28 protein-coding genes and 1 tRNA gene are annotated in these 25,350 nt (G+C 62.6%); 19 read left to right on the forward strand and 10 right to left on the reverse strand.

Features of this window, described 5'->3' with window-relative positions; all coding sequences use genetic code 11:
- Positions 1–19: 19 nt before the first annotated feature.
- Complete coding sequence (locus ACH9L7_RS03595) at positions 20–1,378, reverse strand: ABC transporter substrate-binding protein (RefSeq protein ID WP_396612375.1); 1,359 nt, start codon at positions 1,376–1,378, stop codon at positions 20–22.
- Between the two features lie 244 nt (positions 1,379–1,622).
- Here ACH9L7_RS03595 and ACH9L7_RS03600 point away from each other — a divergent pair, with 244 nt between their 5' ends.
- From ACH9L7_RS03600 to gatE, 3 genes are all read left to right on the forward strand, one after another.
- Positions 1,623–3,032, forward strand: a complete 1,410-nt coding sequence (locus ACH9L7_RS03600) for a class II fumarate hydratase (RefSeq protein WP_396612376.1) — start codon at positions 1,623–1,625, stop codon at positions 3,030–3,032.
- 275 nt (positions 3,033–3,307) lie between these two features.
- Positions 3,308–3,433: a hypothetical protein gene (locus ACH9L7_RS03605; RefSeq protein ID WP_396613322.1), complete on the forward strand. Its 126-nt coding sequence runs from the start codon at positions 3,308–3,310 to the stop codon at positions 3,431–3,433.
- Positions 3,434–3,479: 46 nt separating this feature from the next.
- Positions 3,480–5,348 (forward strand): Glu-tRNA(Gln) amidotransferase subunit GatE, encoded by a 1,869-nt coding sequence (gene gatE, locus ACH9L7_RS03610; RefSeq protein ID WP_396612377.1) that lies wholly within the window; start codon positions 3,480–3,482, stop codon positions 5,346–5,348.
- A 75-nt stretch (positions 5,349–5,423) separates the two neighbouring features.
- Here the strand turns inward: gatE and ACH9L7_RS03615 are convergent, their stop codons facing one another.
- Positions 5,424–6,344 carry a M48 family metallopeptidase gene (locus tag ACH9L7_RS03615; RefSeq protein ID WP_396613323.1) on the reverse strand — a complete coding sequence of 307 codons (921 nt, stop codon included), beginning with the start codon at positions 6,342–6,344 and terminating at the stop codon, positions 5,424–5,426.
- Between the two features lie 325 nt (positions 6,345–6,669).
- Between ACH9L7_RS03615 and ACH9L7_RS03620 the strand changes: the two genes are divergently transcribed.
- Complete coding sequence (locus ACH9L7_RS03620) at positions 6,670–7,125, forward strand: MaoC family dehydratase (RefSeq protein ID WP_396612378.1); 456 nt, start codon at positions 6,670–6,672, stop codon at positions 7,123–7,125.
- 11 nt (positions 7,126–7,136) lie between these two features.
- On the opposite strand, the gene ACH9L7_RS03625 is transcribed toward ACH9L7_RS03620, so the two are convergent.
- The 3 genes from ACH9L7_RS03625 to ACH9L7_RS03635 are packed head-to-tail and all read right to left on the reverse strand — an operon-like array spanning position 7,137 to position 9,039.
- A complete protein-coding gene (locus tag ACH9L7_RS03625; RefSeq protein ID WP_396612379.1) occupies positions 7,137–7,925 on the reverse strand; it encodes an RNA methyltransferase in 789 nt (262 codons plus the stop codon).
- The gene (locus ACH9L7_RS03630) at positions 7,922–8,500 is read right to left on the reverse strand and encodes a hypothetical protein (RefSeq protein WP_396612380.1); all 579 of its coding nucleotides are present in this window, start codon (positions 8,498–8,500) and stop codon (positions 7,922–7,924) included. The genes ACH9L7_RS03625 and ACH9L7_RS03630 overlap by 4 nt, the downstream gene beginning before the upstream one ends.
- A 44-nt stretch (positions 8,501–8,544) precedes the next feature.
- Entirely contained in the window at positions 8,545–9,039 is a 495-nt protein-coding gene (locus ACH9L7_RS03635; protein ID WP_396612381.1) for a response regulator transcription factor, read from the reverse strand.
- A 301-nt stretch (positions 9,040–9,340) separates the two neighbouring features.
- On the opposite strand from ACH9L7_RS03635, the gene ACH9L7_RS03640 reads away from it, so the two are divergent.
- Positions 9,341–10,018: a 6-hydroxymethylpterin diphosphokinase MptE-like protein gene (locus tag ACH9L7_RS03640; RefSeq protein WP_396612382.1), complete on the forward strand. Its 678-nt coding sequence runs from the start codon at positions 9,341–9,343 to the stop codon at positions 10,016–10,018.
- A 41-nt stretch (positions 10,019–10,059) separates the two neighbouring features.
- Here ACH9L7_RS03640 and ACH9L7_RS03645 read toward each other — a convergent pair whose 3' ends face one another.
- Positions 10,060–10,869: a hypothetical protein gene (locus tag ACH9L7_RS03645; protein WP_396612383.1), complete on the reverse strand. Its 810-nt coding sequence runs from the start codon at positions 10,867–10,869 to the stop codon at positions 10,060–10,062.
- Positions 10,870–11,160: 291 nt separating this feature from the next.
- Between ACH9L7_RS03645 and ACH9L7_RS03650 the strand changes: the two genes are divergently transcribed.
- From ACH9L7_RS03650 to sod, 3 genes are all read left to right on the forward strand, one after another.
- Entirely contained in the window at positions 11,161–12,597 is a 1,437-nt protein-coding gene (locus ACH9L7_RS03650) for a cryptochrome/photolyase family protein (RefSeq protein WP_396612384.1), read from the forward strand.
- 56 nt (positions 12,598–12,653) lie between these two features.
- The gene (locus tag ACH9L7_RS03655; protein WP_396612385.1) at positions 12,654–13,259 is read left to right on the forward strand and encodes a DJ-1/PfpI family protein; all 606 of its coding nucleotides are present in this window, start codon (positions 12,654–12,656) and stop codon (positions 13,257–13,259) included.
- 142 nt (positions 13,260–13,401) lie between these two features.
- On the forward strand, positions 13,402–14,001 hold the full coding sequence (gene sod / locus ACH9L7_RS03660; RefSeq protein WP_396612386.1) for a superoxide dismutase: 600 nt from the start codon (positions 13,402–13,404) through the stop codon (positions 13,999–14,001).
- Between the two features lie 107 nt (positions 14,002–14,108).
- Here sod and ACH9L7_RS03665 read toward each other — a convergent pair whose 3' ends face one another.
- Positions 14,109–14,510: a hypothetical protein gene (locus ACH9L7_RS03665; RefSeq protein WP_396612387.1), complete on the reverse strand. Its 402-nt coding sequence runs from the start codon at positions 14,508–14,510 to the stop codon at positions 14,109–14,111.
- Positions 14,511–14,621: 111 nt separating this feature from the next.
- Here ACH9L7_RS03665 and ACH9L7_RS03670 point away from each other — a divergent pair, with 111 nt between their 5' ends.
- Together ACH9L7_RS03670 and ACH9L7_RS03675 are read left to right on the forward strand one after the other, a co-directional pair.
- On the forward strand, positions 14,622–14,912 hold the full coding sequence (locus tag ACH9L7_RS03670; RefSeq protein WP_396612388.1) for a DUF5827 family protein: 291 nt from the start codon (positions 14,622–14,624) through the stop codon (positions 14,910–14,912).
- 85 nt (positions 14,913–14,997) lie between these two features.
- A complete protein-coding gene (locus ACH9L7_RS03675; protein ID WP_396612389.1) occupies positions 14,998–15,756 on the forward strand; it encodes an SDR family oxidoreductase in 759 nt (252 codons plus the stop codon).
- Between the two features lie 33 nt (positions 15,757–15,789).
- On the opposite strand, the gene ACH9L7_RS03680 is transcribed toward ACH9L7_RS03675, so the two are convergent.
- Positions 15,790–16,368: an MBL fold metallo-hydrolase gene (locus tag ACH9L7_RS03680; protein ID WP_396612390.1), complete on the reverse strand. Its 579-nt coding sequence runs from the start codon at positions 16,366–16,368 to the stop codon at positions 15,790–15,792.
- A gap of 169 nt (positions 16,369–16,537) precedes the next feature.
- Here ACH9L7_RS03680 and thyA point away from each other — a divergent pair, with 169 nt between their 5' ends.
- The 3 genes from thyA to ACH9L7_RS03695 are packed head-to-tail and all read left to right on the forward strand — an operon-like array spanning position 16,538 to position 18,296.
- Complete coding sequence (gene thyA / locus ACH9L7_RS03685; RefSeq protein WP_396612391.1) at positions 16,538–17,536, forward strand: thymidylate synthase; 999 nt, start codon at positions 16,538–16,540, stop codon at positions 17,534–17,536.
- Complete coding sequence (locus ACH9L7_RS03690) at positions 17,533–18,090, forward strand: dihydrofolate reductase (RefSeq protein ID WP_396612392.1); 558 nt, start codon at positions 17,533–17,535, stop codon at positions 18,088–18,090. The genes thyA and ACH9L7_RS03690 overlap by 4 nt, the downstream gene beginning before the upstream one ends.
- Positions 18,087–18,296 carry a DUF4177 domain-containing protein gene (locus tag ACH9L7_RS03695; protein ID WP_396612393.1) on the forward strand — a complete coding sequence of 70 codons (210 nt, stop codon included), beginning with the start codon at positions 18,087–18,089 and terminating at the stop codon, positions 18,294–18,296. Before ACH9L7_RS03690 ends, ACH9L7_RS03695 begins: the two co-directional genes overlap by 4 nt.
- 30 nt (positions 18,297–18,326) lie before the next feature.
- Here the strand turns inward: ACH9L7_RS03695 and ACH9L7_RS03700 are convergent, their stop codons facing one another.
- Both ACH9L7_RS03700 and sufB read right to left on the reverse strand, forming a co-directional pair.
- Positions 18,327–18,818: a hypothetical protein gene (locus tag ACH9L7_RS03700; protein WP_396612394.1), complete on the reverse strand. Its 492-nt coding sequence runs from the start codon at positions 18,816–18,818 to the stop codon at positions 18,327–18,329.
- A 58-nt stretch (positions 18,819–18,876) separates the two neighbouring features.
- Positions 18,877–20,310: a Fe-S cluster assembly protein SufB gene (gene sufB / locus ACH9L7_RS03705; RefSeq protein ID WP_396612395.1), complete on the reverse strand. Its 1,434-nt coding sequence runs from the start codon at positions 20,308–20,310 to the stop codon at positions 18,877–18,879.
- A 188-nt stretch (positions 20,311–20,498) separates the two neighbouring features.
- Between sufB and ACH9L7_RS03710 the strand changes: the two genes are divergently transcribed.
- The 6 genes from ACH9L7_RS03710 to ACH9L7_RS03735 all read left to right on the forward strand — a co-directional run bounded on the left by ACH9L7_RS03710 (position 20,499) and on the right by ACH9L7_RS03735 (position 25,252).
- On the forward strand, positions 20,499–20,678 hold the full coding sequence (locus tag ACH9L7_RS03710) for an HVO_2922 family protein (RefSeq protein ID WP_396612396.1): 180 nt from the start codon (positions 20,499–20,501) through the stop codon (positions 20,676–20,678).
- A gap of 126 nt (positions 20,679–20,804) precedes the next feature.
- The gene (locus ACH9L7_RS03715) at positions 20,805–21,533 is read left to right on the forward strand and encodes an archaeal proteasome endopeptidase complex subunit alpha (RefSeq protein ID WP_396612397.1); all 729 of its coding nucleotides are present in this window, start codon (positions 20,805–20,807) and stop codon (positions 21,531–21,533) included.
- The gene (locus ACH9L7_RS03720; protein ID WP_396612398.1) at positions 21,534–22,331 is read left to right on the forward strand and encodes an MOSC domain-containing protein; all 798 of its coding nucleotides are present in this window, start codon (positions 21,534–21,536) and stop codon (positions 22,329–22,331) included.
- A 136-nt stretch (positions 22,332–22,467) separates the two neighbouring features.
- A complete protein-coding gene (locus ACH9L7_RS03725) occupies positions 22,468–23,625 on the forward strand; it encodes an amidohydrolase family protein (protein WP_396612399.1) in 1,158 nt (385 codons plus the stop codon).
- Positions 23,626–23,709: 84 nt separating this feature from the next.
- A tRNA-Glu gene (locus ACH9L7_RS03730) sits at positions 23,710–23,784 on the forward strand.
- A gap of 166 nt (positions 23,785–23,950) precedes the next feature.
- Positions 23,951–25,252 (forward strand): 5'-deoxyadenosine deaminase, encoded by a 1,302-nt coding sequence (locus ACH9L7_RS03735; protein ID WP_396612400.1) that lies wholly within the window; start codon positions 23,951–23,953, stop codon positions 25,250–25,252.
- Positions 25,253–25,350: the final 98 nt, after the last annotated feature.

Genomic DNA, 25,350 nt, shown 5'->3' on the forward strand with positions numbered 1-25,350 from the left:
AAGTGGAAAGGGAAGTCGCCTACTCGAACGCCGCCTTCAGGTCGGCGTACGCCGCCTCGACGTCGTATCCGGAGATGAACGACGACATGGCGTCACCGAAGCCGGTGAGCGCGTCGGGGCTGACGGCGAGTCCGTGCTGAATCGACAGTGGCTGAGCCTCGGAGTTCGCGAAGTCCTCCATCTGGCTCTGCAGGAACGGACCGAAGGCGTCCTTCGGAACGTCGGTACGCGGCGGGATAGAGCCCTTCTTCGGGTTGAACCGCTTTTGCGCGTCCACGGAGCCGACGTACCGGAGGAACTTCTTGGTCGCCTCGGGCGACGGGTTGTTCTTCGGGTAGGGGAACGAGTCCATGTTGAGCGCGTAGATGCCCTTCGTACCCGGGAACGGAACCTGATTCCAGTGGGTCTCGTACTCGAATCCGTCCTGTCCGCGGTACATGCCTGCTGCCCAGTCTCCCTGGTGGAAGAACGCCGCTTCGCCCTCGATGAGCTTCGAGTTGGCGTCCTGCCACGAGATGGACCCGGAGTCGTTGGGGTAGTACTCCGAGTACTGCTTCACGATTTTGAGCGAGCCCTTGACTGCGTCGGCGTTCGCCTCGACGTTCCCTGCCGTCACGTCGGCGTACACGTCGGCACCGTACTCGCCGAGGAGGACCTGCGCCCAGAGCTGGCCGGTGGACCATGCAGACTTCGTCTGCTGGGCCATGCCGACGTAGCCCGCTTCTTCGACTTTCGCCATCGCGTCGACGAGTGCGCTGGGCGAGTCGATGCTCGCGGGGTCCACACCAGCGTCTTCGACGACTTCGACGTTGTAAAAGAGGTTGTTCAGTCGGTGGATGTTGAGCGGGACCGAGACGAACGAGCCCGCGGGCTGTGCCGCATTCTTCGGGCCGTCGAGGTACGCGCTCTTCATGTCGTTGTGGCCCCAGACGGACTCCTCGATGTCTTCGAGTTTGTCCGCGTCAGTGAACGGCTGAAGGTTCGCACCCGGCCACGCCTGCCACGAACTCGGCGGGTCGTTGTTGAGGATGCGCTTCTTGATGACTGCGTGAAGGTTCTCTCCGGCTCCGCCAGCCACCGGGTTCTCCGTCACCTCGACATCCGGATACTCCTCTTTGAATCCCTCGAGCAGGGCCTGAATGGCGGCGGCACCGTCGCCCCCGGTCCACCAGTGCTGGAGTTCCAGCGCGTTACCGCCGGAATCACTGTCACCGCCGCTCGTGGTCGTCCCCGAGTCGCCATCGCCCGACTCGGTCTCTTCGGTGTCCGAATCGCCACCACCGGTACAACCCGCCAGCAGAGCCGCACTACCGGCTCCGCCTGCAACTTTCAGATACGTCCGTCGAGAGAGTCCGTCTGTGTCTGGTGTATCAGTCATGATTGATGAACTGTGACAGCTCTACACATACGAACTGAGACGGGATACTTAAATCTTTATCATTTGTAATTCGGAACTGAGTAAATATTCTTGGCTAATAAAAATTAGTAATTAAAATCGAACGACGGAAGCGAATTACACCTCGAATAAATAAGTATTCAGATATTAGTAAATTCTACTGCATCTTGTGAACGACCGGCACAGACCAATGGGTTTTAGCTCACCCCGCGACGACGCCCCACGCATGGGTAACGACGAGTTCCGAATCGAGCAGGACAGTCTCGGTGAGATGGAGGTGCCGGTCGACGCGTACTGGGGCGCACAGACTCAGCGCGCAGTCGAGAACTTCCCTATCTCCGGAATCACGTTCGGTCGTCGCTTCGTTCGCGCGCTCGGCGTCGTCAAGAAGGCCGCCGCCCAAGCAAACCGCGACCTCGGGATGATAGACGAAGACGTTGCCGAGGCCATCGTCGCGGCCGCCGACGAGGTCATCGCCGGTGAACTCGACGACCAGTTCCCGGTCGACGTGTTCCAGACGGGGTCGGGTACCTCGTCGAACATGAACGCGAACGAGGTCATCGCCAACCGCGCCGCCGAACTCATGGGCAAGGAAATCGGCGACCGCGTCGTCCACCCGAACGACCACGTCAACTTCGGACAGTCCTCGAACGACGTTATCCCGACCGCGATGCACGTCTCGGCACTCGAAGCCGTCGAGAAGGACCTCATCCCCGCGCTCGAAACGCTCGCCGACGCACTCGCCGACAAGGAAGACGAGTTCGACGGCGTCGTCAAGACCGGCCGCACGCACCTGCAGGACGCGACTCCCGTCCGTCTCGGCCAGGAGTTCGGCGGCTACCGCACGCAGGTCGAAAAGGGAATCAAGCGCGTGAAGAATGTCCGCGACCACCTCGGTGAACTCGCACTCGGTGGCACCGCCGTCGGTACGGGGCTGAACACACACCCCGAGTTCCCCGCGAAGGCTGCCGAATATATGACCGAAGAAACCGGCGTCGAGTTCCGCGAGGCCGACAACCACTTCGAGGCGCAGGCCGCCCACGACGCGATGGCCGAAGCACACGGCGCGCTCCGCACTGTCGCCGGCTCGCTCAACAAGATTGCCAACGACCTCCGCCTGCTCGCGTCCGGTCCGCGAAACGGCCTCGGCGAACTCGAACAACCCGAAAATCAGCCCGGGTCGTCCATCATGCCCGGCAAAATCAACCCCGTCGTCGCCGAAGCCGTCAATCAGGTCCACAAGCAGGTCGTCGGCAACGACGCCGCTGTCGCGGCCGGTGCGTCCGAGGGTCAAATCGACCTTAACCTCTACAAGCCCGTTCTCGCGCACAACTTCCTCGAATCCGCCAAACTGCTCACGAACACCTCGGAAGTGTTCGCCGAGCGCTTCGTCGCCAAACTCGAAGCCAACGAAGAACACTGCGCAGAGCAGGTCGAGCAGTCTATGGCTCTTGCGACGGCGCTCAACCCGGCCATCGGCTACGACAAGGCCTCGAAGGTCGCAAAGCAGGCGCTCGTCGAGGGCAAGACGGTTCGACAAGTCGCCATCGACGAAGGTTACCTCACCGAGGACGAAGCTGACGAGGTCCTCGACCCAGAGAAGATGACCCATCGCGGCATCCTCGGCGACGACTGAACCTCCCAGATTAAGTTCTCATTTTTTGATAGTTTTTGTGTACCCCACGCAACCATGGCAATTGTTAGCATGGCCAATATATAGGTCAAATACGAATTTGAATACCGTTGTATTTATTCGGGGAGAAGGCAGCAATCGCCACACTGCACGGCTGTGCCACTCGTCATCAGTCTAGATTGTCACAGCAAACCGCGAAAATCGGTATTTTCAAGCCTGAATTCTACGTCTATAGAGATATGCCCGGACTGCAACAGCAGCGGGCCCATGGGCGAGACATGTTGGAATGTCGAGGTTGTGGGGCCGTATTCCCAGAGGGGAGAGCGACAGACGATGGTTGGACATATATCTGCCCTGAGTGTGAGCAGGTCGAGGGCATAGGTCAGGGACTTCGCCGTCTCTGACGGCAGACTGATTCCTTTTTTAGTCCCGCGGTCACAGGGACTACCAATGAGCGAGTACGACTACGAGGACCTCGGACTCGTCGCGGGGCTGGAGATTCACCAGCAACTCGACACCGCGACGAAGCTGTTCTGTAGCTGTCCGACGGAGCTTCGCGAACCAGAGGAGGACGAGCGGACGTTCACGCGCTTCCTGCACCCGACGAAGAGTGAACTTGGCGAACTCGACGAAGCCGCGCTCGAAGAGAGCCGTGTCGACCGCGAATTCGAATACCTCGCGTACGACACCACCTGTCTGGTCGAAGAGGACGACGAACCGCCGCACGAACTCGACGTCGAGGCACGAACCGTGGCGATGCAAATCGCCGAACTGCTCGACATGTCCGTTGTCGACCAGGCGCACGTGATGCGCAAACTCGTCATCGACGGGTCGAACACCTCCGGCTTCCAGCGCACCACGCTCATCGCGCAGGACGGCGAAATCGAAACGAGCGACGGTCCCGTCTCCATCGTGGACATCATGCTCGAAGAGGAGTCCGCCCAGCGCATCGAAGAGCGCGACGACGGCGTCCTCTTCAGCCTCGACCGTCTCGGCATCCCACTCATCGAAATCGGGACCGGCCCGGACATCTCCTCGCCCGAACAGGCGCGCGAGGCAGCCGAAACCATCGGCATGCTCCTTCGCTCCACCGGCAAGGTAAAACGCGGCCTCGGAACCATCCGGCAGGACGTGAACGTCTCCATCGAAGAGGGCGCTCGCGTCGAAATCAAGGGCGTGCAGGCGCTCGACCAAATCGACGAAATCGTCCGCTCCGAGGTCGGGCGACAGGCCGAACTCATCGAGATTCGCGACGAACTCCAGTCCCGTGAGGCCTCCGTCGGCGACGTGGCCGACGTGACCGACGTGTTCGCCGACTCCGATTCGGGCGTCATCCGCGGCGCGCTCGATGCTGGCGGCAAGGTCATGGGTGTCCGTCTCGCTGGCTTCGACGGCCTCGTTGGCCGCGAACTCCAGCCCGACCGCCGCCTCGGCACCGAGTTCTCCGACCACGCAAAGCGTCACGGCGCGGGCGGTATCTTCCACACCGACGAACTCCCCGCTTATGGCGTCACCGAGGAAGAAGTCGACGCGCTCCGCGAGGCGGTCGGTGCCGGTCACGAGGACGCAGTCGCAATCGTCGCCGACGACCCCGAGACGGCCGACCTCGCCATCGAGGCGGTGGCCGACCGCGCCGAAGTCGCCATCGAGGAAGTCCCGGAGGAAACCCGCGGTGCCAACGACGACGGCACGACGCGCTACCTCCGCCCGCTCCCCGGCGCGGCCCGCATGTACCCCGAGACGGACGTTATCCCCGTCGACCTCGACCCCAGCGACGTTGAGACGCCCGAACTCCTGACCGAGAAGGTCGACCGCTATCAGGAGGACTTCGGTCTCGACGCCGGGCTTGCAGACCAAGTCGCCTACGGCCGCAAGATGCCGCTGTTCGAGCAAGCGGTCGACGACGGCATCGACGCGACGTTCGCCGCGGGCCTCCTCGAATCGACGCTGACCGAACTCCGCCGCGACGACGTTGCGGTCGAGAACCTCTCGGACGACCACCTGCTCGCCGTCATGCACCTCGTCGAGGACGGCGACCTCGCGAAGGAGGGCGTCAACGACGTGCTTTCGACCATCGCTGAGACTCCCGACCTCACGGCCGAAGAAGCGGTCGAAGAGGCCGGTCTCTCGGGCGTCTCCGAAGACGAAGTCCGCGAGGCAATCTCGGAAGTCGTCGAGCGCAACGCCGGACAGGTCGAAGAACAGGGTATGGGCGCGTTCTCCGCGCTCATGGGCGAAGCGATGGGCGCACTCCGCGGCAAGGCCGACGGCGGCGTCGTGAGCGACGTACTCCGCGAAGAGATTCAAAAGCGGGCCTGAACTGAATCGGACTGAAGAGAACTGCGGTTTCTTTCTTCTGTTCTCACCATGTCGGCGAGCGACCGCTTTTAGCGGTCATTCGATGTCGATTCGCGTCATCGACGCACCGGCCATATCCACCAACCGTTCCACGCGCTCGTCGGTCGAAGGGTGCGTCGAAAGCAGGTCCGAAACAGGATCTTCCACCTCGACTTCGCCGTAGACCCACAGCGGCGACATGCCCCACTGCGGCCGAGACGCCCGCTCTAGTTTGCGCAGTGCCGACGCGAGGGCGAGCGGTTTATCTGTCACCTCGGCCGCTCTGGCGTCGGCGGCGAACTCGCGCTTGCGCGACTGCGAGCGAACCAGGATGGTCAACCCGAACCCGAACGCGCCGACGAACGTGTCGAGAAGCCGCCGGAATCGACCCGGAATCGTCTTGTCCCACTCACGAGGCGTTCCGCGAATCCACGCCGTCCCCAGTGCGATGCCCGTCGTCAGAAACGTCACCGGCGAGACGATGAAGAACCCGACGCCGACGACGGTCTGGAGGGTGCTGGCGACGAGCGACTGGACGAGGCTGTCTTTTCGTTCGAGATGCGCGAGTTCGTGCGCCAAGAGCGCCTCGAACTCGTCCACGTCGAGGAGGCGAAACAGCGCCGCGTCGAGGACGACCACGTCCCGACCCATCGGGTCGAGCGCCATCGCGTTCGGGGCCGAGAAGTGGGCCAGTTTCAGCGTCGGCGGGGCGATACTCATCTGGTCGACCAACTGTTCGAGAAGTCGATAGACACGGGGTGACTCAGCGGGGGGTAAGTCACGGGCGTCGAGTTGACTGAGGAGTTGCACCGTCCCGAACCGAAAGCTCAGATAGCCGAGGACGACAGCGATGCTCACGCCAGCGAGCGCCCCTGTCACCGGGTCGGGGCGAATTCGCCACAGCGTCAACACCGCGAACGCGCTGAGGGCACTGAGAACGAGGTAGAACGCGAGGATGCTCACACCAACCAGAACCATCTGGAGACGCGAGCGTCGCGAGGACGGGGCCATCTCGTCGGAAGATACGACACCGAGTTGGAAAACACTTGCCGGGGTCAGAGACGGAATACAGCCCCGGTACGCCGATTTGAGACGCAATTCGGGCGCAGTGGCTTATCGGTTGCTTCGGGACTGTTGACGTCACTGATACTCCTCCCGGAGGGGCTGCCCAACGGGGCATCATTCTTCACCTTGTTGCTCGTGCTCTACGGGGAAGGTCCGTGAGGAAGGCCCGCGAGAGGCACCCAGTGGAGAGCTACCACACACCGCTACTTTCTCGATACCCCCGACCGAAGCAGGTGACATGCGATTCTTCGAAGACCTCTCGGTCGGCGATATCGAGGAATTCGGCGACTACGAGGTGACGAAAGCGGAGATTCTGGAGTTCGCCGAGCAGTACGACCCGCAGTGGTTCCACACCGACCCCGAACGGGCGGAAGCGGAGTCGATGTACGGCGGCGTCATCGCAAGCGGATGGCACACCACGGCAATGACGATGCGACTCCTCGTGGACGGCTTCCTCAGCGAGTCGGCGGCCCTCGGCGCGAAGGGTGTCGACGAACTCCGCTGGTGGAAGCCAGTGTATCCCGGTGACACCCTCAGCATCGAAAACGAGGTGCTGGAGATGACGCCTGAAACCGACGACCGAGGGCTCGCGGAGATTCGGACAACGACCTACGCGGAGCGCGAGTCGGGCGACGTAGAGAAGGTCTGTTCGTTCGTCGGGCTGGTGATGTTCGTCCGCCGAGATTCAGCGTAACCGAGGCGGAGTCAGTCGTCGTCGCGGAAGCGCTCGGGGTTGCGAATCTGTTCTGCGGCGCGGCGAAGGACGCCCGTCAACGTGGCTGCCTCGCGTTCAGTCGGGTGGGCGCGGCCGACGAGTCGGCGCATCATCTGCGACGTTTTCGCGCGCTTGTGTTCCCGGTAGTCGATGGCATCGAGCAGGTCGTCGAAAAAGCGGTAGACCACGTCGATTTCGGCCTCGGAAGCACGTTCCCGTTCCACGTCGGGCAGTTGCACTTCGTCGACGGTGAAGCGGCGGAGTTCGTACATGAGGATGGTCGCCGCCTGTCCGAGGTTGAGGACGGGATACCGGTGGTCCGCCGGAATGCAGCACACCTCGTCGAGCATCCTGAGTTCCTCGTTGTCGAGACCGGTCCCCTCGCGGCCGAAGACGAGTGCCGTCTTGGTCTTCACCGATTCCAGCGAGTCGGCGACTTCGACGGGTGTTTTGAAGGGATAGCGGACGTGCCGGGTGGAGTCCTCGTGGGAGACGGCGGTGGTCCCGATAGTGTGGAACTCCTCGACGACTTCCTCTAAGGTCGTCTCGGTGGCGTTCGGGAGCACATCCTCACGGGCGTGCCCGGCGAATCCGTACGCCTCGCCGTCCGGGTCAAGCGGCGGCGGGTTGACGAGACGGAGGTCGTAGATACCGAAGTTCTTCATCGCCCGGGCGATGGTACCGACGTTGCCCGGCGTCTCGGGTTCGACGACGACCACGACGAACTCGTGGTCCGATTCTGCGCCAGCGTTCGACTTCTGGACGGGGTCGTCGCTCATTTCGTCGGGTAGTCGGTGTCGAGGTCGATGTCGTCGAGGTCGCCCGCTTGGAGCGGCGTCGAGTCGTCGTCATCCGGACCGTAGTCTCGCAGGTTGATGCGCTCGCCCTCGAAGCCCTCTTCGAGGCGTCGCTGAATCTCAGACGCGTCCGGCGGCGACGGCAGGTCGTCGGGGTCGGTTTCGACGTGTTCCATGCCCGCGTAGTCTTCCGGGGCGCGCCCGTCGGCGGCGAACCATTCGTGGAAGGCGTCGGCGAACACGTCGTCACCCGCGAGTTCCCGCCCGCCTTCCTCGCGGAACCAGTAGAGGAAGTCGGGTTCGTGCTGCGGGCACAGGAGGACTTCCTCGCCCGGTTCGCCGTAGACGATGGCCGCCTGTCGGCACTTGTGAATCTCCTCGTCACCGTGAATCAGATAGCAGGCGTCGCACGGTTCTTCGACGAGACTCACGAGTCGAACGAGTCGGTTGCGAGCGTCTTCGGGAATCTCGTCGAGCGGTTTGAACTCACCCTCTTCGGAGAATATCTCGGACTCCTCGAATCGCCATCCACGGAGTCCGACGCTGACCTTCGCCATACGTCTGGCTTACCGAGCAACCGATAAAAAGAGCGTGATGCCGGTCACGCGTTCGAGACGTCTTTCAGTCGGCCGAACTCGTCGGACATCGAGAGCGAACTGCCGTCGCGCGATGCTTCGAGGACGGCCTTCTTTCGGGCGAGTCTGAAGAACTCTCGGACCTGTTCGTCGTCGGACCGTTGGGCGAGAAGCGTCCGGAGCGTCGACGTGAGGTCCGTTCTATCGACCGGTTTCACGAGATAATCGTCGATGGGCATCTGGACGATATCCACGTCGGGGTCGACGCCGGTCACCATCACGACCGGGAAGTCGTGGCCGCGGTCACGGAGTTCGTGGAGCACATCAACACCGCTTCGTCCGGGCATCTCTCGGTCGAGCATGACGATGTCGATATCGTGGGTTTCGACGATGCGGAGCGCTTCTTCGCCGTCGGTTGCGGTACACACGTCGTACTCGGCTCGTAACCACGCCTCGTAGAGCGTGGTCAAAGCGGGTTCGTCGTCGACGGCAAGCACCGTCTGGTGTCCATCGCCAGTCATGGGCATTCGAGGCGTCCAACGGGAGACGCCGTGTGGCTGGATACAACGTAGGTGTCAACTAATCGGTTGCTATGAAGGCTCAATAGGCCTCAGGTGGAATGCAGAGACGATGGTACGTTGGCATCGTACACGGGTTCACAACCGTTCAATCGTCAGACAATCGTCCGACGCTGACCGTTCGACTAAGAGAAAACTTATACCATCCGACTCTAAAACGGTCCTGTGGACGCCGGAAGGGCACGCGGGTAGGGGTACACGAGTGCCATTCCGGCCCATACAGTTACACTCCTGAGCGACAGCCATGGACTTCACAACGTGGAATCCCGTCTACCAGTTGATTCTGGACGACTTCGGTTTCGACCGCGGCGCGGACGAGCGTGCACGCGACGTACTCGCGTCGCTCGCGACCCAGTTCGACCGCGACCGACTGGACTGGGACGGGAAGACCGTCGCCATCTGCGGTGCGGCCCCCACACTCGCCGACGACCTCGACCGTCTCGACGACGCGGACAGTATCGTGGCCGCTTCGACTGCGGCCGACGTGGTGCGCGAAGCGGGGTACGACCTCGATTTGATGGTGACTGACGTGGACAAAAACCCCGACACCGCGGCAACGTTGACGGCGTCCGGGACGCCCGTTGCCGTCGCTGCACACGGCGACAACATTCCTGTCATTCGCGAGTGGGTGCCCAAATTCGACGCCGACAACGTCCTCGCAACGACGCAGGCGGCACCAGTTGGCCCCGTCGTCAACTGGGGCGGATTCACGGATGGTGACCGTGCCGCCTTCATCGCCGACGAACTCGGTGCCGACGAACTGATGTTTGCCGGGTGGAACTTCGACGACCCGACGGTCGGCCCGGCGAAAGCGCGAAAGTTAGCGTGGGCTGAACGGTTGTTGTACTGGCTCGAACAGCGACGTGACGAGCCGTTTTCGATACTCGACGGACGGCGAGACGAAATCGACCCGCTGCCGTAAGTCCTCGGCGTCTCCCCCAGTAGAGGCAGGTTCGTGGCCCGTTAGCTGGACTGATTCTGTGCCGTCCCTCTGGACGGTTCGGTCGCCGATTCGTCGTGCGTCGACCCAGACACCGTGGCGTCGAACAGTTCGGCATCACAGCCCCGACAGGCCGCAGTCACGCGGTACTTCTCGTCGTCCGTGCGCACCTTCTCGACTTCGACGCGGCCATCACACGTCGGACACGCTCGTAAACTGAGTCGGAGCGCCCCGAGGACGCGGTTTCGGTCCGACGTGGAGAGTCGCCACCACGCGGGGTACTGCCGACGGAACGTCGTCACAGCCGTCAGGTCAGCGACGAACGCCGCACGGGATACCCAGCGACCGATATCGCCGCCGTCGAGACGAGCGACCAATCCGTGTTCGTCCCAGTCGAGTTCGACGCGTGACGCGGAGACACCGAGAAGGTCCGCCAGCGCGTCCACGTCGTGGTCACGGGGACCCATCTCGACGATGTGTGTTCGCCACTCTGACCGAAACCGCTCTGACAACGACGCCGTCTCCGACGATTCGGCCGTGAACACTCCAGCGGCGCGGAGAGACGTGGTGAGGTCGACGCGGCCGTCAAGTGCGAGCGGCGGGGTTGGCTTCGGTTCGGGAAGCCCCGGCGGAACCGTCCGACGACTATCGTAGTAGGCGAATCCAAACACGACTGCAGGCGGAAGAATCCCGAGGAATACTCCAAGTGGTTCCCAAACGACCCACCCGAGAACGCCACAGAGGAATGCGAGCACGACGAGTGGAACAAGATCGACCGCTCGGAGCGGTGGCTGGAGTGCCACCAGTCCGACAGAATCCTGACGCCCGGACATGTCAGTCAAGAGGTTCTGAAACCGTATAGGTATGAACAGCGTATACCCGATATCTTGATTTTAAACGTCTGCTATTCCCGAAAATCGGAAGATAACATCATATTAGGTGCGAATGTAGATGTCCTGATATTATTGGACCAGATACCATATGAATACCAATACGCCACTCTCGATAACGCCGGGGCGTCCCCTGCCGGAGAGTCACGAGTAGGAGAGTATTTTTTCCGTTTGGAGACGTCTACTCTCACGGTCGCCGACACATTCACCTTTGGTCCGTCCTGAGGCGCGGACATGCAACTGTACTGGCACCGGCGCGACCTGCGGACCGCCGACAATCGTGGTCTTGCGACAGCAGTCGAGCAAGATGCCGTCGCCCCGCTTTTCGTGTTCGACGACGAAGTTCTCGAACACGCTGCCTCGCCCCGAGTTCGATACCTTCTCGACGCCCTTGCCGAACTCCGGGCGGCGTATCGCGACCGGGGGAGCGACCTCCTCGTTGGGCGGGGCAACCCTCGGTCGATTGTCCCCGAAGTCGCCGACGCGCTCGGTGTCGACCGAGTCGTCTGGAACGTCGATTACTCGGGACTCGCCCAGAAGCGCGACGAAGACGTGGAAGATGAACTCGACGAGGATAAAGTCGACTCCGAGACAGTACACGACGCTATCGTCTTCCCGCCGGGGAGTATCACGACGAACGCAGGCGACCCCTACTCGGTGTACACGTACTTCTGGAAGAAGTGGCGTGACCGCGACAAGCCGGAGCCAGTCCCCGACCCGGGTGCCGATGCCCTCGTCGACGCCGAGACACTCGAATCCGCCGCCGACTCGGTTCAGGGCGTTACCGTCGGGATGCTTCCGACGCTCTCGGACCTCGGGTTCGACGACCCTGACGCCGACGTGATTTCCGCGGGGACCGAAGCGGCCCGCAAGCGACTCACCGACTTCTGCGAGGACGACATCTACCGCTACGCCGACGACCGCGACTACCCGGCGCGAGAAGGGACGTCGCGTCTCTCGACTGACCTCAAGTTCGGGACGATTGGCATCCGCGAAGTCCTTGCGGAAACGGCAGCGGCCCGCGAGGGTGTCGGCGGCGAGCGAGACGAGTCCGTCGAAGAGTTCCAGTCACAACTCGCATGGCGCGAGTTCTATGCGCACGTCCTGTGGTTCAACCCGAACGTCGTCTCGCAGAACCACAAGGAGTTCGAAAACGACATCCAGTGGCGCGATGACCCCGACGAACTGGCGGCGTGGAAAAAAGGGCGAACCGGCTATCCCATCGTAGACGCCGGGATGCGTCAACTTCTGGTAGAAGCGTACATGCACAACCGCGTTCGGATGATTGTCGCGTCGTTCCTCACGAAGGACCTGCTGTGCGACTGGCGACACGGCTACGCACACTTCCGCGAGTACCTCTCGGACCACGACACCGCGAACGACAACGGCGGTTGGCAATGGACGGCCTCGACGGGGACCGACGCCCAACCATACTTCCGTATCTTCAACCCGATGACGCAGGGCGAGCGCTACGACCCGGATGCCGAGTACATCAAGGAGTACGTCCCCGAACTGCGCGAGGCGAGCGCGAACGCAATCCACGAGTGGCACGAACTGAGCGAGATGGAACGAAACCGGGTCGCACCCGACTATCCCGAACCAATCGTGGACCACTCCGACCGTCGGGAGAGGGCGCTGTCGATGTTCGAGGCGGCCAGAGGCGACGACTGAACGAAATCGTCGCCGCAGTACGAACGGCTATCTCGGTCCGGGTCGATTGCCGACGTATGCACGTCGCAATTCTCCTCTACGACGGCTTCGACGAACTCGACGCCGTAGCCCCATTCGAAGTGTTCCAAAACGCGGGCGCGTTCGGCGCGGACTGTGCGGCTGAGTTCGTCACGCTCGACGACCGGGAGACAGTGACCGCGAGTCACGGGATGCGAATCGGCGTCGACGGTGTTCTCGACCCGGCGACAGACCGCCCCGACCTCCTCGTCGTCCCCGGCGGTGGATGGAACTCCCGTGCGGAACAGAGCGCGTGGACCGAAGCCGAGAAGGGCGACATTCCGGACGCAATCGCGTCCCTTCACGACACGGGAACGGTTGTTGCAGGTGTCTGTACTGGCGGGATGCTCCTCTCTCGGGCCGGTATCCTCAGCGGTCGTCCGGCGGTAACGCACGGTGACGCGCTGGACGACCTGCGGGCCACCGACGCCGACGTGGTTTCCGCACGCGTCGTCGACGACGGCGACGTACTCACTGCTGGCGGTGTCACGTCCGGTCTCGACCTGTCGTTGCACGTCGTCGAACGCGAGTTCGGTGCCGACGTTGCCGACCGCGTCGCACGCGAAATCGAGTACGAGCGACGGACGACTCCCGTCGAGCACTGACGGGTGAGAAACCCCACAATATCACCCGGTGGCGAACGAGAAATCGACCGACGGCGGACGAACGATAATGCGTAATGCTAGCATGCCACTCCTCAAGTTTTAACAGGTTTCCGCCCGACCCCAAATACGGAGGTTACACATTATGAGCTACGAACTCGACCCGCTTCCGTACGAGTACGACGCGCTTGAACCACACATTTCCGAGCAGGTGCTGACGTGGCATCACGACACCCACCACCAGGGCTACGTCAACGGCTGGAATGCTGCCGAAGAGACGCTCGAAGCGAACCGCGAGGCTGGCGAGTTCGGTTCGTCCGCCGGCGCGATTCGCAACGTCACCCACAACGGCTGTGGCCACATCCTTCACGACCTGTTCTGGCAGAATATGGCACCGGAAGGCGGCGACGAGCCTGAGGGTGCGCTCGCAGACCGCATCGCGGAGGACTTCGGCTCCTACGAAGCCTGGAAGGGCGAATTCGAAGCCGCTGCCGGTGCCGCCGGTGGCTGGGCGCTGCTCGTCTACGACTCGTTCTCGAACCAGCTTCGGAACGTCGTCGTCGACAAGCACGACCAGGGCGCGCTCTGGGGCTCGCACCCGATTCTGGCACTCGACGTCTGGGAACACTCCTACTACCACGACTACGGTCCGGCCCGCGGTGACTTCGTCTCTGCATTCTTCGAAGTCGTCGACTGGGAAGAACCGTCCGCCCGCTACGAGCAGGCCGTCGAAAACTTCGAGTAAACCCCGACTAACCCCGACATTTCTTTCGACCGCTCGCAACGGAAGCGAAGCGCAGTCGTGTTCGTCGCCGTACAATCCGCTACGCCGCAGAGTCGTGACTTTGGACCTCAGTCGTCGAGAAATGCCTCGATATCGAATTCGTCGGCAATCTGCTGGATGCTGTCGTTCAGCGCCGCGAAGTTCCGCCCGGTGTCGTCTCTGTCGAATCCCGCGAAGACGCCGATTGGCTGGTCGCCGATGAACGTCCGGAACTGCTCGAACGTGTCGAACCCGCGGATGGTGTACCCGTAATCCGCATAGTAAAGTGCTTCGTAGGTATCTCGCGTGACGTATCCGAACCGTTCGTTGTCGACGAGGCGAGAGACATCGACATCCGTGATGGCCTGCTCGATATCGTCTCTAAGGTAGAGGGGTTGGTGCCCAGTCCGGTCGAAGACCCACACGTCCCGAAGTGCATCTCCGCCGAAGTCTCGAAATACGTCGACGAATCGGGAGGCCGCGTTGCTCATTACCACCGATTCTCTCGTATCGTGTGATAAATGTTGTCTTGTAAAGGATGTGATATCACATCGGAAGGACGGGTCGTCGGGGTTTTGCCGGTCGGCCGTGAAGCGACCAGTATGCCGAAGCCGAAAGACGAATTCGACACCCTGTACGGCTACCTTCTGTACGACCCCGTCGACGTTCTCGACGCCGATTACATGTACACCGTCCCCGAGATTGCCCGCATGCTGCAGGGACTCGACCCGACGACGGACCTCGACGACGAGACGGAAGACCGACTCGTCGAGTGGACGATTCCGTGGATTATCGCCAACGAGTCCGACTTCGTCATCAACGACCCGCAGGGCGACGAACCGGGATACTTCGGTCTTCACCCGGACGTTATCGCCGAAGCAGACGAAGAATAGCGGTTCTACACTGTTTCTTCTCGTTCTCGCGGGGTGGGAGTCGCACAAACGATTATGCGCCAGTCGATTGTGTACACTAGGTGACATGGTTCAGTTCGAAAACGAGGTGGCAGTGGTGACCGGTGGGGGTTCGGGAATCGGACGAGCGACCGCAGAAGCATTCGCACGCGAGGGAGCGCGTGTCGTCGTCTCTGACGTGGACGTCGAAGGTGGTGAAGAAACCGTCTCGCGTATCGAGGAAAACGGGGGCGTAGCGATATTCGTCGAAGCGGACGTGACGGACGAGGACGCGGTCGCCGCGATGGTCGAAACGGCCGTCTCGGAGTACGGACGACTCGACTTCGCGTGTAACAACGCAGGCATCGGCGGCGCACAGAAACCGACCGCCGACCTCTCGTTCGACGAATGGGAGCGCACCATCGACGTGAATCTCCACGGTGTCTGGCGCTCGATGCGGTACGAGATTCCGGCGATGCTCGACGGTGACGGCGGCGTCATCGTCAACATGTCGTCGATTCTCGGACGCGTCGGCTTCGAGAACGCCAGTGCCTACGTCACCGCCAAGCACGGACTGCTCGGACTCACCAAGACCGCGGCCATCGAGTACGCTCAGAAGGGGATTCGCGTCAACGCGGTCTGTCCGGGGTTCATCGACACGCCGCTCCTCTCGGAAGGCGGTCTCGACGAACCGGAGGCGCGCACGGGCATCGAATCCCTGCACCCGATGAACCGTCTCGGGTCGGTCGACGAGGTTGCCTCGGCGGTCGTGTGGCTCTGTTCCGACGGCGCGTCGTTCACGACGGGCGAGGCGTTGACCGTCGACGGTGGGTACACGAGTCGGTAAGGTGACGCCCGCGAGAACCGGACAGGCTGCTCACTAACCCATCCGTGCCGCCTTCGCCGCGAGTTCGAGGTCGTCTTTCGGGCGCGTGACGATGCTTGGGCCGTGGCCGACGTGTATCTCGGACACGTCGTCGCCGACAACCTCGCGGAGTTTGTCGATGCTCTCGATGATGACTTCGCGGTCGCCTTCCGGGAGGTCGGTGCGACCGAACCCGCCGTTAGCGAACACGAGGTCGCCGGCGAAGCAGATGCCCGACGATTTCGCGAAGAAACAGAGGTGGTCGTTCTTGTGTCCCGGCGTGTGGACCGCCTCGTACACGTCGTCGCCGATTTGGACGCGCTCGCCGTCTTCGAGTCGGTTGTCGACCGCGTTGTAGCCGGTGTCGTAGCCCCACGTCTCCACGTCGAACGCCTCTCGGATGGCGTCCACGTTGCCGATGTGGTCCGGGTGGGTGTGGGTGAGGTAGATTGCATCGACCGAGTCTGTGACCTCCTGTATCTTCGGCAGGATGTCGAAGTTGGCACCGGCATCGACCAGCGCCGTCGTCTCGCCCTCGACGAGGAAGACGTTGCTAGTGAACGCGCGCACTCCTTGCGCGAGGTTTCGAATCATGGACAATGCTACGGGGAGCGGGGTCTTTCCTGTTGTGGGGGACGAAGGCGCGTTCCTGTCAGTGGTGAAAAGTGGGACACTCAAGAAGACACACCTACAATTTCATATACTGTGAGGCGACCACATCAGTAACAACGACGCTCGCTCAGGGCACCTCTCACACCCACCAATGCGCCAATACCTCGACCTCGTGACGGACGTTCTCGGCACCGGCCAGTACAAGCCCAATCGGACGGGCGTAGACACCATCTCCGGGTTTTCGAAGCACTACGAGGTGGACCTCCAGAAGGGCTTTCCGCTCCTCACCACGAAGGACCTCTCTGGGTTCCGCTGGAACTCGCTCATCCACGAACTCCTGTGGTATCTCTCCGGCGAGGAGCACATCCGGAACCTCCGCGAGGAGACGGGCATCTGGGACGCATGGGCCGACGACGAAGGACATCTGGACACGGCCTACGGGCGCTTCTGGCGGCGCTATCCCGTTCCGGAAGACGGCGTGCCGGGTGAAGCGTGGCCCGACGAGGAACACCGCTGGATGAACGACGAGGGAACCTTCGACCAACTCGCGTACGTCCTCGACACGCTCGAAGAAAGTCCCACCTCGCGCCGGATGGTCATCAACGCGTGGCACCCCGCGAACGCCGCCGTCTCGACGCTCCCGCCGTGTCACTACACCTTCGTCTTCAACGTGCAGGGCGACCGTCTCAACGTCCACCTGACCCAGCGCTCCGGTGACATCGCGCTCGGAATCCCGTTCAACATCGCGGCGTACGCCATTCTCGCACAAATCGTCGCCCAGCGCAAAGGGCTCGAACTCGGGAAGTTCGCCCACACCATCGTCGACGCCCACGTCTACTGCGGGACCGGCGAGCGCGGCGCGTGGTACGGTGACCACCTCGACGAACTCCAGACTCGACTCGGCGATGTGACGGAGCCGGAGGGCTACCTCGACGTGCGCGACTGGCTTCTCGACGCCGCGCCGGAGGAAGCCGACGGCGAAGAACACTACGACCACGTCCCCGGCCTCCTCCTGCAAGCGTCGCGCGAACCCCGCGAGCGCCCGACGCTGGAAGTCGCTGACGTGCCGCTGTCGGACCTGACGTTCGACGACATCGTCCTCCGCGACTACGACCCTGCGGAGGGGATTCGCTTCGCGGTGGCTGAATGAGCGACGACGCACCCCGCCGCCCGGCAGACGAGGCGAACGTCCAGTTCGTCCTCGTCGCCGCCGTCGCCGACAACGGCGTCATCGGCCGCGACGACGACATGCCGTGGCACCTCCCCGAGGACCTGAAGCACTTCAAGCAGACGACGATGGGTCATCCGGTCGTTATGGGTCGGACGACCTACGAGAGTATCGCCCGGCAGATAGACGGCCCACTCCCCGGCCGCCACAGCATCGTCCTGACGAGTCGAGACATCGACCTTCCAGACGGCGCACAGACGGTTTCGTCGGTCGACGAGGCGGTGGGCGCAGCAGAGAACGCTGCGACAAAGATGGCCGTCGAGACGGTGTACGTCGTCGGTGGAGCGACGGTGTACGAGCAGTTCTTCGACCGGGCGTCGAAACTCGTGCTCACGGAACTCGATACCGCCTACGAGGGTGACACGCACTTTCCTGAGTGGGACGCGGACGAATGGGTCGAGGCCGAGCGCGACGAGCGCGACGGGTTCGCGTTCGTGGTGTACGAACGCCGAAGCGGGGAAAAAGACGAACGATGACGGACGCCATCGAGACCAAGTGGGAGTACAAAATCGTCCGAACCAGCGACGGCGGTCTGTTCAGCGGCGACACCGCTCCGATGGAGAGCGCGATGAACTCACTCGGCGGCGACGGGTGGGAACTCGTCGATACCATCTCTGACTCGCGCGGTGGCGGTGCCGGAAGCGGGCAGACGGCGCTCGTGTTCAAGCGGCCGCGAGGGTAGTCGGCAACGACCCGGGGCGCACGACCACACTCAGCCTTCGAGCGTTCTGAAAAGTGGATTTGACCCGTCGTTCTCGATAGTCACCATCTCCTCGCCGTCGAACGTCACCGTGAACGACTCGTAGTCACTCGGAATCGACGCGACCGCATCCATCTTCGTTCGCGGGATGCAGTCGTCGCTGGGTGTCTTCTCGCTGCCTTCGTCCGGACTGGTCGTCAGTCGGTAGACGTAGACACCGTCTGCCTGTTCTTCGACTGTCCCGTCGATTCGAATGCTCGGCGAATCGTGGGTGAACGTTCGATTGAACAGGAACGTCGTCCGGTCCCCTGCCGGTGCACGGCCGACCCACGAGGTCGGTGTCGTCTCATTCGGCCCGAGACACCCCGTCGCGGCCGAGAGAGACGAGGTGGCAGAGATAGGCTGGACTGTCGGTGTTGCGAACGCGACCGCCCCAGCGCCGACGACGAGACCGACGAAAAGGGCGGCAAGTACCGCGGTGGCCGGGTACGAGGAGGCGGGCATATTCGAAGAAACGTTCCGAGACCCGATAAGAGAGGGGTTGTTCCGCGCTGTCGAGTGACTATCCGAGGCTCCCCTCCATCTCGAGTTCGACCAGTCGGTTGAGTTCGACTGCGTACTCGATGGGGAGTTCTTCCGTGATGGGTTCGATGAAGCCAGACACAATCATCTGCTTTGCGTCGTCGTCGTCGAGACCGCGCGACTGGAGGTAGAACACGTCCTCGTCGCCGATCTTCCCGACGGTCGCCTCGTGGGCAACGTCGACGTGGCTCTCGTGCACCTCGACGTGCGGCATCGTATCCGACAGCGAGTCGTTGTCGAACATCAGCGCGTCACACTCGACGGAACACGACGAGTCGGTCGCACCGCGAGCGATGCGGACGAGGCCACGGTAGTTGGTGCGACCACCGTCTTTCGAGATGGACTTCGACTCGATGGTCGACTTCGTCTCGGGGGCGTTGTGATACACTTTCGCGCCGGTGTCGATGTTCTGGCCCTCGCCCGCGAAGGCGATGGTGATGTGGTTGTCGGAGGCACCACGGCCCTTGAGAATCGTCGAGGGGTAGAGCATCGTCACCTTCGAGCCCATCGACCCTGAAATCCACTCCATACGGCCGTCTGTGTCGACGAGCGCGCGCTTGGTGTTGAGGTTGTAGGTGCTCTTCGACCAGTTTTGGACGGTCGAGTACTGCACGTGCGCACCCTCCTTCACGAACACCTCGACGCACCCGGAGTGGAGGTTGAACACGGTGTACTTGGGCGCGGAACAGCCCTCGATATAGTGGACTTCCGAGTCCTTCTCGGCGACGATGAGCGTGTGTTCGAACTGGCCCATCCCCGCGGAGTTCATGCGGAAGTACGCCTGCACCGGCATATCCACCGTGACTCCTTCCGGAACGTAGACGAACGACCCGCCGGACCAGATAGCCCCGTGGAGTGCGGCGAACTTGTTGTCACTCGGCGGGACGCACTTCGTCATGAAGTACTCCTCGACGATGTCGGGGTGTTCGCGGACGGCCTTGTCCATATCCATGAAGATGACGCCCTTTTCTTCCCACTGCTTGCGCATGTTCTGGTAGACGATTTCGGACTCGTACTGCGCGCCGACGCCAGAGAGCGCGTTCTTCTCTGCTTCCGGGATGCCGAGTTTGTCGAAGGTGTCTTTGATGTCGTCCGGCAGGTCGCGCCAGTCGTCGACGCCACCGCGAATCTCCACGTCGGGGCGGATGTACGGGATAATGGCGTTTACGTCGACCTCAGAGAGGTCGGGCTGGCCGGGCCAGCCGGTCGGCATCGGCATCTTCTGGAACTGTTCGAGCGCGCGAAGACGCCGTTCGAGCATCCACTCCGGCTCGTCTTTGTCCGCTGAGATGACTCTAACCGTCTCTTCTGTGAGACCCTTTTCGGCCGCGAAGGCCGCCTTTTGTTCCTTCTTGAAGCCGAACCGGGTCTGTACGTCCGCTTCTTCGAAGTGCCTCTCCTCTCGGGTACTCATACCATTTGACAATCGGCACTCGAACGGTAAGAGGGTATCCGCTGTACAGGTCGTCAGAACCCTGAATACAAGACAGTCTGTCGAGCAGGGATGAATTGGCGAACCGCCACCGCCGGTGTCGTCTTCGACTCGTCGCAGATTATTAGACAGCCAAACAACATATGTGGGGCGGCGTCGTACGGGGCGGCATGGGAGCGGAATTCCAACTCTTCACCGACGCGGGAGGGAAGTATCGCTGGCGACTCGTCCACGACAACGGAAATATCATCGCCGACTCCGGTGAGGGCTACGCCTCGAAACAGAAGGCTGAACAGGGGATAGAGAGCGTGAAGGCCAACGCACCGGACGCGCCGGTCGTCGAGGAGTAATCTTTCGGGGCCCCAGTCTCGCTGGGTGAACCCCACGACCCTGCCGGGGGTGGAGGCTTTTTCCGCCTCGGGAACACACCACCGAGTAATGACGCACGTTGCCCTCGCGCGAGTGGTGGTCTCCCGATGAACCGAAACGACAAGCAGGCGTACGACCGCGGCACGTCGCTTTTCTCTCCCGACGGTCGTATCTATCAGGTCGAATACGCCCGTGAGGCCGTCAAGCGCGGCGCACCCGTCGTCGGCGTCCGGACGCAAGACGGCGTCGTACTCGCAGCGCGTCGGTCGGCCCCGTCGCCGCTCATGGAAACGACGAGCATCGAAAAACTCCACAAACTCGGCGAGACGCTCGGTGCCGCCAGCGCGGGTCACGTCGCTGACGCCCGCAAACTCGTCGACTTCGCTCGGGAGACGGCGCAGCGCGAACGCCTCCGCTACGGCGAACCAATCGATGTCGAGACGCTCGCCAAAGCCATCACCGACAACATTCAGGAAAGCACGCAGTACGGCGGGACACGCCCGTACGGAGCATCGCTCCTCGTCGGTGGCTTCGGCGAGCGCCCGCAACTGTTCGCTACCGACCCCTCGGGGACGCCCCACGAGTGGCGTGCAGTCGCCATCGGCGGCCACCGAGAGGACGTACAGGCCGTGCTCGAAGACGGGTACTCGGACGAACTGTCACTCGAAGACGGCCTCGTTCTCGCGGTGAAGGCGCTCGCCGCGTCCGACGACGAACTGACCGCAGAAGACCTGGACGTTGTGATGGTGTCCGCAGACGGCTACGAAGCAGTCTCCGAAGCGGATGTCGCAGAAGCGTTCGCCGAGGGTGTGGACGAGCGCCCCGACGAGGAGTAAATGACGGCCGAAGCGCGGACAGTCACCCTGGACCGAATCGCCGTCTACCCGGTGAAATCGCTCGACCCCGAGTTCGTCAGCGTTGCCGACGTTGTCGAAAACGGTGGTCTCAGCGGCGACCGTGAGTACGCCATCTTCGACAGCGATGGCAACTACGTCAACGGAAAGCGAGAGCGCGAAATCCATCGAATCCGGAGTTCCGTCGACCTCGACGACCGGACGGTTCACCTCACGGCACCCGACCAAGACGACTACCGCGGCCCCATCGACGACGCCGACGATTGGCTCTCGTCTTACTTCGGGTATCCCGTCGAACTCCGCCGCGATACGGCCGGTGGCTTCCCCGATGACACCACCGCGAGCGGCCCGACAGTCATCTCCACTTCGACCCTCGAAACGGTCGCCTCGTGGTTCGATGGCGTCGATACCGACGAGATGCGGCGGCGTCTCCGCCCGAACCTCGAACTCGACGCGCCCGACGCGTTCTGGGAGGACCACCTGTTCGACACGCGTGAGACGACCGTCCAGTTCGACATCGGCGACGTGTCGTTCCGCGGCGTCAACCCCTGCCAGCGGTGCGTCGTTCCGACACGCGACCCGGACACGGGCGAGGCGACGCCGGGGTTCCGAAAGACGTTCATGACGCGCCGCCGCGAGACGCTCCCCGAATGGTCCGGCGGCGACTGGTTCAACCACGACTTCCGCCTCATGGTCAACACGATGGTTCCGGACTCGTCGTGGGGCGAGACGCTCGCTGTCGGTGACGAGGTTGTCGTCGGCGACGTGCTCCCCGCCTGAGCCACCCGGCACGCGGTCACTTTTCTTCGGTTCCAGCCTCACTTCTCGCTTCTCGATTCCAGCCTCGCTTCTGGGACGCTCGTCTCACCTCGCCGACACCCTCGACTTTACAACGTCGCCACGGATGGTGAGGTGTATGTTCACACTCACCGGCACGACCGTCGTAGACGTGGATGGACCACGAACGGCGAACGTCGTCGTCGACGACTCCACCGGGCGAATCGACTCGGTCGGCGACCGAGTCGAAGGCGACGAACGAGACGTTTCGGGTTCAGTCGTCGCCCCCGGGCTCGTGGACACACACGTCCACCTGATGATGGACGGGCGGCCGGACGTTGCGGGCTATCAGCACGAACCGCGAGAGCGCGCCTGTTACCGCGCGGCCGCCACCCTTCAGCAGACGCTCGACGCGGGCGTGACGACGGTCCGCGACCTCGGGTCGCCGGGGAACGTCGCAACGAGCGCGAAAGCCGCTGTCGCCGCGGGCGAACTCGACGGCCCGCGCATCCACGCCGCAGGGGAGAACATCGTCATGACCGGCGGCCACGGCCACTGGTTCGGCCGTGAGGCAGACGGCCCCGACGAGGTCCGAAAAGCGGCCCGTGAGCAACTCAAACGCGGTGCTGACGTGGTGAAGTGCATGGCTACCGGCGGCGTTCTCACGGAGGGTGCAATCACCGGCGCGCCCGAACTCACTGAAGCCGAGATGCGCGCCCTCGTCGAGGCAGCAAGTGCGAAAGGAATCCCGACCGCCGCGCACGCCCACGGCGAGAACGGCATCAAGAACGCTGTTCGCGCTGGTATCACCAGCGTCGAACACGGGATGTTCATGGATGAGGAGGCTGCAAACTTGCTCGTCGAAAACGGGACCTACTGGGTGCCGACGGCGTCGGCCGTCCGCGAAATCGTCGAAGCGGGCACCGAAGCCGGAATCCCCGAAGCGGCCGTCGCTAAGGCCGAAGACGCCGCCGAGCGATTCGAAGTCGCGTGGGAGCACGCGCTCGACGCAGGCGTGACCATCGTGATGGGTACTGACGCGGGGACGCCCTTCAACGACCACGGACAGAACGCGCTCCGCGAGATGGAATTGATGGTCGAGTATGGACTCTCGCCCGCCGAGGCGCTGGAAGCCGCGACGGTCAACGGTGCTGCGTTGCTTGGACTCGACGACGTGGGGAAGGTCGCCGAGGGATACGTGGCAGATTTGGTCGTCCTCGACTCCGACCCGAGCGAGGACGCAAGTGCGTGGCGGACCGTCGAACAGGTGTATCGAGCGGGGTCGCAGGTCGCCTAATCGCAACACGGCAGGGGGTGACACGGCCGATTTGAAGCGACAACCTTTTACGAAACCACGCGGTAACAGAGAATGTACCAACGTGCTCTGTTGGTGTAGTCCGGCCAATCATATCACCCTCTCACGGTGATGACCAGGGTTCGAATCCCTGACGGAGCACTTTTCCAAATCCTGACCCGCGAGCGGCAGCGAGCGGTGTCAGATTCCAAAATTTCGGAGGAAGGGATTGGAGCAGCGAACACCCCGAAGGGTTGTGAGTGAGTTCGAATCCCTGACGAAGCCGATGCCCCAACTATTTCCCCGTTGCTCTACTACCCGAACGAGGATGTTACTCGCGGGAACGGTCGTTGCAGACGCGACCACTATCATCGAAGACGGGGCGCTCGTCACCGAGGGCGACCGTATCGTTGCAGTCGGCGAGCGAGCGACACTCGTCGAGACGTATCCGGACCACGAACGACGGAAGTTCGACATCGTCGCCCCGGGCCTTGTCGGTGCCCACGTCCATTCGGTTCAGTCGCTGGGGCGCGGTATCGCAGACGACACGTCACTTCTCGATTGGCTCTTCGACCACGTCCTCCCGATGGAAGCAGGTCTCGACGCCGACGGGATGCGTGTCGCGGCGGAACTCGGCTATCTCGAATGCATCGAGTCGGGGACGACCGGCGTCGTCGACCACCTCTCGGTTCGTCACGCCGACGAAGCCTTCGAAGCGGCCGGTGAGATGGGAATCCGTGGCCGACTTGGAAAGGTCCTCATGGACTCGAATTCGCCCGACGGACTCCAAGAAAACACCGACGACGCGCTCGCCGAAACGGAGCGACTCATCCAGCGCCACCACGACACCTTCGACGGCCGCATCCAGTATGCGGTGACGCCGCGATTCGCCGTCACCTGCTCGGAAGCGTGCCTCCGCGGTGCGCGTGAACTCACCGACACCTACGACGGCGTCCGAATCCACACCCACGCGAGCGAGAACCAAGACGAGATTGCCACCGTCGAAGACGAGACAGGGATGCGAAATATCCACTGGCTGGACGAGGTTGGACTTACCGGCGACGACGTGGTACTCGCCCACTGCGTCCACACCGACGACTCCGAGCGCGAGGTACTCGCCGAGACGGGCACGCACGTCACGTACTGCCCGTCGTCGAATATGAAACTCGCCTCTGGCATCGCGCCCATCCGAGACTATCTCGAACGCGGCATCAATGTTGCACTCGGAAACGACGGCCCGCCGTGTAACAACACACTCGACCCATTCACTGAGATGCGGCAGGCGAGCCTCCTCCAGAAAGTCGAGTCGTTCGACCCCACAAGTACGCCTGCAGCAACCGTCTTCGAGATGGCGACCAGAAACGGCGCTAAGGCCGCCGGATTCGACCGCGTCGGTGCCCTGCGTGAAGGTTGGAAAGCCGACGTTGTCGGCCTGACGACCGACCTAACGCGTGCGACCCCCCTCCACGACGTGCTGTCGCATCTCGTCTTTTCCGCCCACGGCGACGATGTCGTGTTCACCATGGTCGACGGCGAGGTGCTCTACGACCACGGTGAGCACGTCCGCGCCGACGCAGACCAAATCCGGCGACGTGCCCGCGAGTACGCCGCGGAAATCGGCGACGACTGACCGCTCGGAGTCTGGTTCCACCACCAAACCGGCCGCTACCACCGCCAAACCAGCCGCCACCACCGCCAAACCGGCCGCCACCGTCGCTTCTTTCTCTC

It is taken from the genome of Haloferax sp. S1W, from assembly GCF_044593955.1.
Taxonomy (GTDB): Archaea; Halobacteriota; Halobacteria; order Halobacteriales; family Haloferacaceae; genus Haloferax.